Raw genomic sequence first — 12,653 nt, 5'->3', positions numbered from 1 at the left:
CAGGAGCCAGGCCGCCCGGGAGCGGCGAGGACCGCCCCGGCCGCCCGTGGCTCAGCGGGCCATGATCAGGCTCATCGCCTCGTTGCGGGTGGCGCCGTCCCTCAGCTGGCCGCGGACCGCGGACGTGGTGGTCTTGGCGCCGGGCTTGCGTATGCCGCGCACGGACATGCACATGTGCTCGGCCTCGATCACGACGATGGCGCCCCGGGCCTCCAGGATCTCCATCAGGGAGTCCGCGATCTGCGTCGTGAGGCGTTCCTGCACCTGCGGGCGGCGGGCGAACACCTCCACCAGGCGGGCCAGCTTCGACAGGCCGGTGATCTTCCCGGACTCGGCCGGGATGTAGCCGACGTGCGCCACGCCGTGGAACGGCAGCAGGTGGTGTTCGCACAAGCTGACGATTTCGATGTCCTTGACCAGCACCATCTCGTCGTGGCCGAGGTCGAACGTGGTCGTCAGGACGTCTTCCGGCTGCTGCCACAGGCCGGCGAGGATCTCCCGGTACGCCCGCGCCACGCGCGCCGGGGTCTCCAGAAGTCCTTCCCGGTCCGGGTCCTCGCCGACCGCGATGAGGAGCTCTCGGACGGCCGCCTCGGCGCGCTTCTCGTCGAACTCGCCGATCGTGCCCTCGCCGTCCAGGGTCACTGGGTCGGTCATCTGTGCCTCGTTCCTGTGTTCACGTCGCGGGCATGCCGATGAAAAATGCCGCGCCCCCCAGGCTAGAACCTGGGGGGCGCGGCATCCATTCCGGGCTGATCCCGTACGTCAGCTCGGCTCAGACCTCGGGGCGGTCCTCCGGGGCCACCTCGATGCCCTTGTCCGCGGAGACGGGCGACGCGGCGGTGCTCGCCGAGATGCCGTTCGCCGCGTTCGTGAGCTGGAGCTCCTTCGGCGAGAGCACCGGCGGACGCGTCGACGGGGTACGGCGGGAGGAGCCGGTCCACGCGGGGCGGGCCGGGCGCTTGACCACGGTCGAGAAGATCTCGGCGATCTCCTCCTTGCCCAGCGTCTCCTTCTCCAGGAGCGCGAGGACCAGGTTGTCGAGGACGTCACGGTTCTCGACGAGGATCTCCCAGGCCTCGTTGTGCGCGGTCTCGATGAGCTTCTTGACCTCTTCGTCGACCAGCGCCGCGACCTCTTCCGAGTAGTCGCGCTGGTGCGCCATCTCGCGACCGAGGAACGGCTCGGTGTTGTCCCCGCCGAACTTGATCGCGCCGAGGCGCTCGGTCATGCCGTACTGGGTGACCATCGCGCGGGCCGTGGCGGTGGCCTTCTCGATGTCGTTGGCGGCACCCGTGGTCGGGTCGTGGAAGACCAGCTCCTCGGCCGCGCGGCCGCCCAGCATGTACGCCAGCTGGTCGAGCATCTCGTTGCGCGTGGTCGAGTACTTGTCCTCGTCGGGCAGGACCATGGTGTAACCCAGGGCCCGGCCGCGGGACAGGATCGTGATCTTGTGGACCGGGTCGGCGTTCGGGGAGGCCGCCGCGACCAGGGCGTGACCGCCCTCGTGGTACGCGGTGATCTTCTTTTCCTTGTCCGACATGATCCGGGTCCGCTTCTGCGGGCCCGCCACGACGCGGTCGATCGCCTCGTCCAGCATGTGGTTGTCGATCAGCTTCTTGTCCGAGCGGGCCGTGAGCAGCGCGGCCTCGTTCAGGACGTTGGAGAGGTCGGCACCGGTGAAGCCGGGGGTGCGGCGGGCGACGGCCGAGAGGTCGACGTCCGGGGCGACCGGCTTGCCCTTCTGGTGGACCTTGAGGATCTCCAGGCGGCCCTGCATGTCCGGGCGGTCGACGGCGATCTGCCGGTCGAAGCGGCCGGGACGCAGGAGCGCCGGGTCGAGGATGTCCGGGCGGTTGGTGGCGGCGATCAGGATGACGCCGCCCTTCACGTCGAAGCCGTCCATCTCGACGAGCAGCTGGTTCAGGGTCTGCTCGCGCTCGTCGTGGCCGCCGCCGAGACCCGCACCGCGGTGCCGGCCGACGGCGTCGATCTCGTCGACGAAGACGATCGCCGGGGCGTTGGCCTTGGCCTGCTCGAACAGGTCGCGGACACGCGAGGCACCAACACCGACGAACATCTCGACGAAGTCGGAACCGGAGATCGAGTAGAACGGGACGCCCGCCTCGCCGGCGACGGCGCGCGCCAGCAGGGTCTTGCCGGTGCCGGGCGGGCCGTAGAGCAGGACGCCCTTGGGGATCTTGGCGCCGACGGCCTGGAACTTGGCCGGCTCCTGCAGGAACTCCTTGATCTCGTGGAGCTCCTCGACCGCCTCGTCCGAGCCCGCCACGTCGGCGAACGTCGTCTTCGGGGTGTCCTTGGTGATCAGCTTGGCCTTGGACTTCCCGAAGTTCATGACCCGGGAGCCGCCGCCCTGCATCTGGTTCATCAGGAACAGGAACACCACGACGATGAGCACGAAGGGCAGCAGGGAGAGCAGCACGCTCAGGAACGGGCTGGTCTTGTCCGGGGAGACGGTGTAGCCGTCCGGGAGCACCCCGTCCTTGACCTTCGTGTCCAGGGTCTGCGCGAGCTGGACGCCCTGGTCGCCGATGTAGTTGGCCTGGAACTTGGTGCCCTTGTTGTCACCGAGCTGCTGGCCGTCCTTCAGCTCGATTTTGATCATCTGGCTGTCACCAGTGGTGAGCTTGGCCGTCTGCACCTGGTTCTGGTTGATCGCCTGGACGACCTCGCTGGTCTCCACCGACTTGTAGCCGCCGCCGGAGCCGACGACATTCATCAACACGACCACGGCGAGGACAGCCAGCACGATCCACATGACCGGCCCACGGAAGTATCGCTTCACGTCCATCCATACGGGGCGGTGATCGCCCCGTCCCTCCTGCCCGTAGGTAAATGCTGCTGTGAGTAAAGGCTGTTCTTCGGAATGTACCCCTGAATTGTCACCCGCGGCCCGACGGGACGGCTGACAGACCCGCTCTCGCATGCTCCAACGGCGGGCACGGCCCCAGGGTTCCCTCGGGTGGCCCCGGCTTCACCCGGGTTTCCCGCGGGCCCCCCGGGGCCGTCGCGCCGTTGTCAGCCGCCGTAGACGTGCGGGGCCAGGGTGCCCACGAACGGCAGGTTGCGGTACTTCTCCGCGTAGTCGAGGCCGTAGCCCACGACGAACTCGTTGGGGATGTCGAACCCGACCCACTTGACGTCGATCGCGACCTTGGCGGCCTCGGGCTTGCGCAGCAGGGTGACCACCTCGAGGGAGGCCGGCTCGCGGGAGCCCAGGTTCGACAGCAGCCAGGAAAGCGTCAGACCGGAGTCGATGATGTCCTCGACGATCAGGACGTGCTTGCCCTTGATGTCGGTGTCGAGGTCCTTGAGGATGCGGACCACGCCGGAGGACTGGGTTCCGGCGCCGTAGGAGGACACCGCCATCCAGTCCATGGTGAGCGGGGTGGACACGGCGCGCGCCAGGTCCGCCATGACCATCACGGCGCCCTTGAGGACGCCGACGATGAGCAGGTCCTTGCCCGCGTACTCTTCGTCGATCTTCGCGGCCAGCTCGGCCAGCTTCGCGTCGATCTCTTCCTTGGTGATGAGAACCGACTTGAGGTCGGCACCCATGTCCTTCACGTCCACCCGCTACATCACTTTCGTTGAGCCATCAGCCCTGCCGGATGACAAGTCTGCCACCCTGCCGCCGGGCCTCCACGCGGCCGGGCAGGTTGATGGCTCCCTGACCCCGCCAGCCGGTGATGAGTCGGTCGACTTCCTCGATGTGGCGGGCGAAGAGCGAGCCCGCGGGAGAACCCGCGGCGACCACGGCCCGGCGCAGCACGCGGCGGCGTACGGCGGGCGGCAGCGCGTAGAGCTTGGCGCATTCCAGCTGGCCGAGTTCGTCCCGGACGGCGGTGTCGGCCTGGGCGGCCCAGGCGTCGAGGGCGTCGGCGTCGTCCCGGGAGAGCTGGGCGGTCCGGGCGAGGGCCTCGACGACCCCCTTGCCGAGGGCCTTCTCCAGCGCGGGCAGGCCCTCGTGGCGGAGCCGGGAGCGGGTGTAGGCGGGGTCGGTGTTGTGCGGGTCGTCCCAGACGGGCAGGGCCTGGACCATGCAGGCCTTGCGGGCGGTCTGCCGGTCGACCTGGAGGAAGGGGCGGCGGTAGCGGCCGGTCCGGCCGGGTCCGCCGGACACCTCGGCCATGCCGGACAGGGAGCGGATGCCGGAGCCGCGGGCGAGGCCCAGCAGGACGGTTTCGGCCTGGTCGTCGCGGGTGTGTCCGAGCAGCACGGCGGCGGCGCCGAGCCGGTCGGCGGCTTCGTCGAGGGCGGCGTACCGGGCGTCGCGGGCGGCGGCCTCGGGTCCGCCGGAGCGGCCGACGCGCACCGCGACGGACTCCACCGGGGCCAGGCGGAGCGCGGTCATGCGGGTGACCACCTCGGCGGCGCGCAGGTCGGAGCCCGCCTGCAGCCCGTGGTCGACGGTGATGCCGCCGGCCCGGACGCCGAGTTTGGGGGCCTCGAAGGCGAGGGCGGAGGCGAGCGCCATGGAATCGGCGCCGCCGGAGCAGGCGACGAGGACGAGCGGCTGCTGCCCGTCCGGCCGGGGGGTGAGGTCGGTGAGGACGTCGTGGAGTACGCGGCGTACCGCCAGGCGTATCGCCGCGACCGCAGGATGGGGACCCATGTCCGGTGCCCTTCGGTGGAGTTCGAATGCCGAGCCGGGATGCTGGTCGGCAGGGGTGGCCGTGTGGTGCGCGCCACTGCCGGATGTCACTCAGAGTGCGTCGATGGTGACAGAACCGAGCCGTTCCCTGAGCATCGCACGCCCTTCCACGGCCCACGGTCCCTCGGAAGGGTGATGCTGCTTCCCCCAGTGGGACATGTTTACGCCTCTTCTCCGGCCCCCTTGCGGTGCACCCGGGCCACCCAGTCCGCGGGGCGGGCGATCTCCGCCTTGGTGGGCAGGGTGTTCGGGGAGGTCCAGACCCGGTTGAAGCCGTCCATGCCGACCTGGCCGGTCACGGCGCGGACGAACCGCTCGCCGTCCCGGTACTGGCGCAGCTTGGCGTCGAGCCCGAGCAGCTTGCGCAGGGCGGCGTCGAGCCGGCCGGCGCCGGTGGCCCGGCGCTTCTGGAACTTCTCCCGGATCTCGGCGACGGAGGGCACCACGTCCGGGCCGACCCCGTCCATGACGTAGTCGGCGTGGCCTTCGAGCAGGGACATCACGGCGGTGAGCCGGCCCAGGATCTCGCGCTGCTCGGGGGTCTGGACGAGCTCGACGAGGGAGGTGCCCTCGTCCCCGCGTTCGCCCTCGGGCCGGGCCCCCGCCAGGGACTGGGCGGCCTCGCGGAGCCGTTCCAGGACGCTCATCGGGTCCATGTCGGTGGCACCGAGGAACGACTGGATTTCGCCCTCCAGGTGGTCGCGGAGCCACGGGACGGCGGTGAACTGGGTACGGTGCGTCTCCTCGTGCAGGCAGACCCACATGCGGAAGTCCTGGGGGTCCACGTCGAGTTCGCGTTCCACGTGGACGATGTTGGGCGCGACCAGCAGCAGCCGGCCGCCGCCGGAGGAGCCGGGCAGGGCGCGGGAGACCGGCGCGAAGGTCTCGTACTGGCCGAGCACCCGGGAGGCCAGGAAGCTGAGCAGCATGCCCAGCTCGACGCCGGTGACCTTGCCGCCGACCGCGCCGAGCACCGCGCCGCCGGTCCCGGGGCCGCGGCGTTCCTGCATCCGTCCGAGCAGCGGGCCGAGGAGTTCCCGGAAGCCGGCCACGTTGGCCTTCACCCAGCCGGCCCGGTCCACGACCAGGACCGGGGTGTCCTCGACGGGAGTGCCCTCGGGGATCATCCGGGTGAACTCGCGCACGTGCCGTTCCGAGTCCCTGGCGTACGCGCGCAGCTGCGCCACGACGGCCCGGGCCTCGTCCCGGGTGACCTCCGGGCCGGGCCGCACCAGCCGGGTCGCGGTCGCCACCGCGAGGTTCCAGTCGACCATCTCCACACCACCGATGCTCGTCATGCGTCAACCGTACGTGGACCGGGGCCCGGGCGGAGCCCCGCGGACGGGGCCGGTGCCCGGTGCCCCGGGGCGGCCGGTGTCCCCGGAGCGGGCCGGAGCGGACCGGCACCGGGACCGGGCGGGCCGGACCGGGGACAAGGCAGGCCGGGATAGGGCAGGCCGGGACCGGGCGGGCCGGTGCCGGGTCAGCCGGACGCCGCCTGGCCGGCCGTGGCCACCGCGGCCGCGAGCTCGTCCAGGGCCTTCTCGGCGGCCTGGGCGTTGTCGGTGTCCGAGGCGAGGAAGGCGAAGGACAGCAGCCGGCCGGAGGGCGACACCGCGGTGCCGGCCAGGGCGTTCACCCGGGTGAGGGTGCCCGTCTTGGCGCGGACCAGGCCGGCGGCCGGGGAGTCGCCGGCGTTGCGGGCGCGCAGGGTGCCGGTGAAGCCGGCCACCGGCAGGCCGGTGAGGACGGGCCGGAGTTCGGGGTGGGCGGGGTCGGCGGCCTTGGCGAGCAGCCGGGTCAGCAGGGAGACGGACAGCTTGTCGGCCCGGTTGAGGCCGCTGCCGTCGGCGAACCGGCTGCCGCCGAGGTCCAGGCCGAGGCCGGCCAGCCGGCCGGCGACGGCCTTCTCCTCGCCCTCGAAGCTGGCGGGCGCTCCGGAGGCGAGGGCGGTCTGCCGGGCGAGGGCCTCGGCGATGTCGTTGTCGCTGTTGGTCAGCATCCGTTCGACGAGTGCGCCGACCGGGGTGGAGCGGGTGGTCGCGAGCGGGGCGACGCCGGCCGGGGCCTTGCCCCGGCCGGGGGTGCCGGTGACCTTGATGCCGCGTTCGCGCAGCAGGGCGGCGAACGCGGCGGCCGTGGCACCCGAAGGGTCCTGGCTGCGCGCCACCGGCCCGGAGACCGAGTCGTCGGGCCGGCCCTCGTCGGCGGTCAGGGCGGTGACGGGCGCGAGGTTGGGGTTGCCGCCGCCGATGGGGTGGGTGGCGGGGCCGGAGTAGAGCGTGTCGTCGTAGGCCAGCGTGACGGTGGTGGTGTTCGCGGCCTTGAGGGCCTGCGCGGTGTCGGCGGCCAGGGCGACCAGGCTGCCGCCGGATCCGGCCGGGGCCTTCTTCCGGGCGGTGAGCGACGGGTCGCCGCCGCCGACCAGCACGATCTGCCCGGCGCCGGGTCCGGCGACCACGGTGGTGGCGATGCGGTGCTCGGGCCCGACGGCGGCGAGCACCGCCGCCGCAGTGGCGATCTTGGTGGTGGAGGCGGGGGTCATGGCCTCGCGCGGCCGGGACTCGTACAGCACGGCACCGGAGGCGGTGTCCACGACGGAGGCGGCGCGCAGCCCGCCGAGCGCGGGATCGGCCAGCAGCGGCTCCAGGGCCGCGGCGAGGGCGGCCGGGTCGCCGGCGGGTGCGGGCGGGGCGGCCGGGACGCCTGAGGCTGCCCCCGGCCCGGGCGGGAGGGCCGGGCCGATGCCGGCGAGCACGGCCGGGGCGCTCGGCGCGGCCTGCGGAAGCGGCGCTTCTCCGTGATCTGCGCCACCCGTCCGGCTCCGGGAGGCGGCCCAGTCCCGCTCGGCCTTACGCTGGCCGGAGTCCCATGGACCCGCTGTCACCACGGCGGCGGCCGACAGGGCGAGGCCCGCGGCGGCCGAGCCTGCGACGAGCTGCCACGTTCTGATCAATGGCACCTCGGACCAGCCCCTTTCGCGATCACGTACATGCGTGAGGGACACTTAACCACTGCGTCTTGCCGCGAGCATGGCACCCCGGCCCCAGGGCTGGGCCGGACGCGCTATCACTCGTTAGCAATGAGCTGGCTGGACATGGAGGAGCAGGACGTGGAGTTCGACGTCACCATCGAGATCCCGAAGGGTTCGCGGAACAAGTACGAGGTGGACCACGAGACCGGCCGGATCCGTCTGGACCGTCGCCTGTTCACCTCCACCAGCTACCCGACGGACTACGGCTTCGTCGAGAACACCCTGGGCGAGGACGGCGACCCGCTGGACGCGCTGGTCATCCTGGACGAGCCGACCTTCCCGGGCTGCCTGATCAAGTGCCGCGCGATCGGCATGTTCCGCATGACCGACGAGGCGGGCGGCGACGACAAGCTGCTGTGCGTGCCGGCCTCCGACCCGCGTGTCGAGCACCTGCGCGACATCCACCACATCTCCGAGTTCGACCGCCTGGAGATCCAGCACTTCTTCGAGGTCTACAAGGACCTGGAGCCGGGCAAGTCGGTCGAGGGCGCCAACTGGGTCGGCCGTACCGAGGCCGAGGCCGAGATCGAGCGTTCCTTCAAGCGTCTGCAGGAGCAGGGCGGCCACTGAGCCGTTTGCCTGACCGATTGACCACGACGACGGGCGGTATCCCCACGGGGGTGCCGCCCGTCGCCGTGGATGAAACGGTTCCGCATACTGATACCCGGGTGCCAGGACGGGAGGATGTGTGGCGGCGGAAGCCGAGGGATCCGGAGGCTCCGAGGGGGCCGAGCGGTCCGAGCAATCCGAGGGGCCCGAAGGGCCGGAGGGGTCCGAGAGGTCCGAGAGGTCCGAGGACAGGAAGCCGAAGTCCGACGAGTCGCGGAGCGCGTTCGCCCCGCCGTCGGGGGCCGGGCCTGCGCCGGTGCCCCCGGAGGACGCCCCGACCTCGGAGTTCGCCCTCCCGACGGGCACCCATCCGGTGCACGGCGAGTCGCGGGGCTCGGCCTTCACCACCCCCAGCACCTACCGGGCGGCGCACTCGCCGCCCGCGCACGCTCCCGGGCCGGGGTCGGGGGCGGAACCGGGCCGGATGACGGAGTCCCCCTGGCAGGACCGGATGCGGACCATGCTCCGGATGCCGGTGGACGTCCGGCCGGTGGCCGAACCCGCCCAGAAGCCGCCCGAGGCGGGCCCGCCGGTGGGCCGGGTCCTGGACCTCACCCTGCGTATCGGCGAGCTGCTGCTGGCCGGCGGCGAGGGCTCCGAGGACGTGGAGGCCGCCATGTTCGCGGTGGCCCGCAGCTACGGCCTGGACCGGTGCGAGCCGACCGTCACCTTCACCGTGCTGTCGATCACCCACCAGCCCTCCCTGGTGGACGACCCGGTGTCGGCCACCCGGGCGGTCCGCCGGCGCGGCACCGACTACACCCGGCTGGCCGCCGTCTTCCGGCTGGTGGACGACATCAGCGCGCCCGAGATCGAGATCACCCTGGAGGAGGCGTACCGCCGCCTCGCCGAGATACGGCGCAACCGGCACCCGTACCCGACCTGGGTGCTCACCGCCGCGGCCGGACTGCTGGCCGGGGCCGCCTCCGTGCTCGTCGGCGGCGGCGTGCTGGTCTTCTTCGCGGCCGCGATCGGCGCGATGCTCGGCGACCGGCTCGCCTGGGCCAGCGCGGGCCGCGGGCTGCCGGAGTTCTACCAGTTCGTGATGGCCGCGATGCCGCCCGCCGCGATCGGCGTGGCATTGAAGTTCGCCGAGAGCGACGTCCGGGCCTCGGCCGTGATCACCGGCGGCCTGTTCGCCCTGCTGCCCGGGCGGGCCCTGGTCGCGGCCGTGCAGGACGGCCTGACCGGCTACTACATCACCGCCTCCGCCCGGCTGCTGGAGGTGATGTACCTGTTCATCGGGATCATCATCGGCGTGCTCGCGGTGATCTACCTCGGCCTCCAGTTGGGTGCCGCGCCGGACCCGGACGACGTGCTGCAGATCCCGTCCCGGCCGCTGCTCCAGATCGCCGCCTCGATGGTCCTGGTGTTCACGTTCGCGATCCTGCTCCAGCAGGAGCGGTCGACGGTGTGGATCGTGACCCTGAACGGCGGGGTGGCCTGGGTGACCTTCGGGGCACTGACCGCCGGCGGCCTCCCGCCGGTGCCGTCCACCGCGATCGCGGCGGGCCTGGTCGGTCTGTTCGGGCAGCTGTTCTCGCGGTACCGCTTCGCCTCGGCCCTGCCGTACGTCACGGCCGCGATCGGGCCGCTGCTGCCGGGCTCGGCCACGTACTACGGGCTGCTGTCCATCGCCGAGAACCGGCTCGACGCGGGCCTCGCCTCGCTGGTGAAGGCGGCGGCCATCGCGCTGGCGATCGCGATCGGGGTGAACCTCGGGTCGGAGACCTCGCGGCTGTTCATGCGCCTGCCGGGGGCGGCGAGCGCCGCCAAGCGGCGCGCGGCCAAGCGGACCCGCGGCTTCTGAGCCGCGCCGGATCCGGCCGGACATGCCGGTGGGGCCGGTCCACCGTGGCGGACCGGCCCCACCGGGCACGGGAAGGACGTACGGCTACACCCGCACGGCCGCGTGTCTACCGCTTGGCGTGCCGGCCACGGCCGCCCTGCGCCGGGGCGCTCTCGCCCGGTGCCAGGGCCTCCGCCTCGGCGGCCTCGCGGGACTCCCTGCGGGCCTTGAGCACCTCGAAGACCACCGGGATGACGGAGATCAGCACGATGCCGACCAGGATCGGCTCGACGTTGGTCTTGATGAACTCGATCTGACCGAGGAAGTAGCCCGCGACGGTGACACCGGCACCCCAGCCGATGCCGCCGATGATGTTGTACGTCAGGAAGGTGCGGTACTTCATCGAGCCGGCGCCCGCGACCATCGGCGCGAAGGTCCGGATGATCGGCACGAAACGGGCGAGCACGATGGCCTTGGGACCGTGCCGGTCCATGAACTCGTGCGCCTTGTCCAGGTTCTCCCGCTTGAACAGCTTGGAGTTCGGCCGGTTGAACAGCTTCGGCCCGAAGAACTTGCCGATCATGTAGCCGACCTGGTCGCCGATGATCGCGGCGGCCACGATCAGCGTGCAGACCAGCCACAGCGGCTGCGTGATGTACTTCCCGTCCGCCACCAGCAGACCGGCCGTGAACAGCAGCGAGTCACCCGGGAGGAAGGCGAACAGGCCGGACTCCGCGAAGACGATGACCAGGATGCCGATGAGGCCGAAATGCGAGATCAGGTAGTCCGGCGAGAGCCACTCCGGGGCGAGGGCGAGCGTGTACACGAGATCCGGGCTCCTGAGTTCGGGGGGCGGTGCGGAAGACGGTTGCTCCTCGATTATCAACGCACACCGCAAGCCACCGGTTCCAGGCCCCGGACCGGGGGAATCCCCCGGTCCGTTCAGCCGGCCCGGCGCACCGCGTTGGCCGCGATCGCGTCCCGCAGGTGCTCGGCGAGGCCCGGCCGGATGCCGTCGTAGAACGCCTTGAACCGCTCGTCCGCGACGTACATGTCGCCCAGGCAGGCGTGCAGCTCGTAGGAGCAGTCGTAGAACCAGCGGCAGATGTGCTGCCGGTGCTCCTCCGCCATGTCCCTCGCGCGCTCACCGTCGGCCGGCTCGCCGTCCTCCATCAGTGCCGAGTAGCGGGCCCCCCAGTCGGCGGCCTCCCCCTGCATCCGCTTCCAGTCCTCCTTGGTGTAGGAGGCGGCCCGGCGCTGGGACTCCGCGTACTGGTCGGTGCCGCCCCACCGCTCCTCCGCCTCCGCCTCGTACTGTGCGGGGTCCTTGTCCCCGAAGATCTCGAACCGCTCTTCGGGGGTGAGGTTGACGCCCATCTTCTGTGCCTCCATCGCATGCTCCACGGCCTTGGCCATCTGCCGGAGCCGTCCGATCCGGTCCGTCAGGAGCGCGTGCTGCCTGCGCAGGTGCTCCTGGGGATCGGCGTCGGGGTCGTCCAGCAGGACCGCGACCTCTTCGAGCGGAAAGCCGAGCTCCCGGTAGAACAGGATCTGCTGCAGGCGGTCCAGGTCGGCGTCGTCGTACCGCCGGTGGCCCGCGCCGCTGCGGCCGCTCGGGGAGAGCAGCCCGATCTCGTCGTAGTGGTGCAGGGTGCGCACCGTGACTCCGGCGAAACCGGCCACCTGGCCCACGGAGTAGCCCATCGCTTCCGCTCCTCTGATCGGGTACGCGCTTCACTGTGGGCCCTCACGCCGCGTGAGGTGCAAGCCCGTATCGGAGCGTGCCGAGCCGCGAGCGCCTCCGCGATACGGGGCGAATTGTCCGCCTACGTTAGGCGGATGACCCGCGCCGCCCGCGCTCTGCTCCCCACGATCCTCCCCGCGCTGGCGGTCGGGGTCGGCTGCGCCCTGCTCTTCGTCGGGGTGAGCGCGGCCGCGGAGCGGCTGGAGGGGGTGCTGTGGGGGACCCTGCCGGACGCGGTGGGTCTGGGCCCGTACTCGATCCCCTGGATGATGATCGTGCTGACGGCGACGGGTGCGCTGGAGGGCCTGGTGGTGTGGAAGGTCTACGGGCACGCCGGCCCGGACCCGGCCACCAGCGGGCTGGTGGAACGGCCGATGGACCCCCGCTGGGTGCCCGGCCTGCTGATCGCCGGCGGGCTGACCCTGGCCGGCGGGGTCAGCCTCGGTCCGGAGAACCCGATCGTCGCCGCGAACGTGGCCCTCGTCTACGCGCTGGGGCACCGGATGTTCCCGGACTGGGCGGGCTCGCCACCCGGCAGGGCTGGCTGAGCCTGTTCACCGCGGCCGTGCTGGTGCCGGCCCCGGGGGTGATCCCGATGCTGTGCCTGGCCCTGCTGCCGGCCTGGCTGCTGGTGACCGGCCGCCCGCTGATGCAGCTGACGGCGGACGGCCGGTCGGTGCGCAGTGCGGGCTAGCGGCCGGTGCGGGCCGGCGGCCGGTGCGCAGTGCGGGCTAGCGGCCGGTGCGGGCCGGAGGCCGGTAGCCCCTTCGGGGTGGGTCCGGTCCGGTCCGAAGGGCACGGC

The 12,653-nt window shown here is 71.9% G+C and carries 11 protein-coding genes and 1 pseudogene; 4 read left to right on the top strand and 8 right to left on the bottom strand.

The window, feature by feature from the left end:
• Nucleotides 1-51: 51 nt before the first annotated feature.
• The 6 genes from folE to dacB all read right to left on the bottom strand — a co-directional run bounded on the left by folE (nucleotide 52) and on the right by dacB (nucleotide 7,637).
• Complete coding sequence (gene folE, locus AC067U_RS11900; RefSeq protein ID WP_478829487.1) at nucleotides 52-657, bottom strand: GTP cyclohydrolase I FolE; 606 nt, start codon at nucleotides 655-657, stop codon at nucleotides 52-54.
• Between the two features lie 118 nt (nucleotides 658-775).
• Nucleotides 776-2,812, bottom strand: a complete 2,037-nt coding sequence (ftsH, locus tag AC067U_RS11895; RefSeq protein WP_478829486.1) for an ATP-dependent zinc metalloprotease FtsH — start codon at nucleotides 2,810-2,812, stop codon at nucleotides 776-778.
• A gap of 227 nt (nucleotides 2,813-3,039) precedes the next feature.
• Nucleotides 3,040-3,579, bottom strand: coding sequence for a hypoxanthine phosphoribosyltransferase (gene hpt, locus AC067U_RS11890; protein WP_393573026.1), 540 nt, complete (start codon nucleotides 3,577-3,579; stop codon nucleotides 3,040-3,042).
• Between the two features lie 40 nt (nucleotides 3,580-3,619).
• Nucleotides 3,620-4,636: a tRNA lysidine(34) synthetase TilS gene (gene tilS / locus AC067U_RS11885; protein ID WP_478829485.1), complete on the bottom strand. Its 1,017-nt coding sequence runs from the start codon at nucleotides 4,634-4,636 to the stop codon at nucleotides 3,620-3,622.
• 200 nt (nucleotides 4,637-4,836) lie between these two features.
• Complete coding sequence (locus tag AC067U_RS11880) at nucleotides 4,837-5,973, bottom strand: zinc-dependent metalloprotease (protein WP_478829484.1); 1,137 nt, start codon at nucleotides 5,971-5,973, stop codon at nucleotides 4,837-4,839.
• Nucleotides 5,974-6,158: 185 nt separating this feature from the next.
• Nucleotides 6,159-7,637, bottom strand: a complete 1,479-nt coding sequence (gene dacB, locus AC067U_RS11875; protein WP_478829483.1) for a D-alanyl-D-alanine carboxypeptidase/D-alanyl-D-alanine endopeptidase — start codon at nucleotides 7,635-7,637, stop codon at nucleotides 6,159-6,161.
• Nucleotides 7,638-7,787: 150 nt separating this feature from the next.
• Here dacB and AC067U_RS11870 point away from each other — a divergent pair, with 150 nt between their 5' ends.
• Together AC067U_RS11870 and AC067U_RS11865 are read left to right on the top strand one after the other, a co-directional pair.
• The gene (locus AC067U_RS11870) at nucleotides 7,788-8,279 is read left to right on the top strand and encodes an inorganic diphosphatase (protein ID WP_125541818.1); all 492 of its coding nucleotides are present in this window, start codon (nucleotides 7,788-7,790) and stop codon (nucleotides 8,277-8,279) included.
• A gap of 118 nt (nucleotides 8,280-8,397) precedes the next feature.
• Nucleotides 8,398-10,128, top strand: coding sequence for a threonine/serine exporter family protein (locus AC067U_RS11865; protein WP_478829482.1), 1,731 nt, complete (start codon nucleotides 8,398-8,400; stop codon nucleotides 10,126-10,128).
• Between the two features lie 157 nt (nucleotides 10,129-10,285).
• Here AC067U_RS11865 and AC067U_RS11860 read toward each other — a convergent pair.
• Both AC067U_RS11860 and AC067U_RS11855 read right to left on the bottom strand, forming a co-directional pair.
• Nucleotides 10,286-10,933: pseudogene (locus AC067U_RS11860) on the bottom strand (VTT domain-containing protein); the annotation flags it as partial.
• A 116-nt stretch (nucleotides 10,934-11,049) separates the two neighbouring features.
• Nucleotides 11,050-11,811 carry a MerR family transcriptional regulator gene (locus AC067U_RS11855; protein WP_478829481.1) on the bottom strand — a complete coding sequence of 254 codons (762 nt, stop codon included), beginning with the start codon at nucleotides 11,809-11,811 and terminating at the stop codon, nucleotides 11,050-11,052.
• A gap of 135 nt (nucleotides 11,812-11,946) precedes the next feature.
• Here AC067U_RS11855 and AC067U_RS11850 point away from each other — a divergent pair, with 135 nt between their 5' ends.
• Nucleotides 11,947-12,399, top strand: a complete 453-nt coding sequence (locus AC067U_RS11850; RefSeq protein WP_478829480.1) for a hypothetical protein — start codon at nucleotides 11,947-11,949, stop codon at nucleotides 12,397-12,399.
• Between the two features lie 17 nt (nucleotides 12,400-12,416).
• Nucleotides 12,417-12,545: a hypothetical protein gene (locus AC067U_RS11845; RefSeq protein WP_478829479.1), complete on the top strand. Its 129-nt coding sequence runs from the start codon at nucleotides 12,417-12,419 to the stop codon at nucleotides 12,543-12,545.
• The last annotated feature ends 108 nt before the right edge of the window (nucleotides 12,546-12,653 follow it).

This window comes from Streptomyces sp. NPDC043853, assembly GCF_056436025.1.
This window is presented reverse-complemented; position numbering and strand designations above follow the sequence as displayed.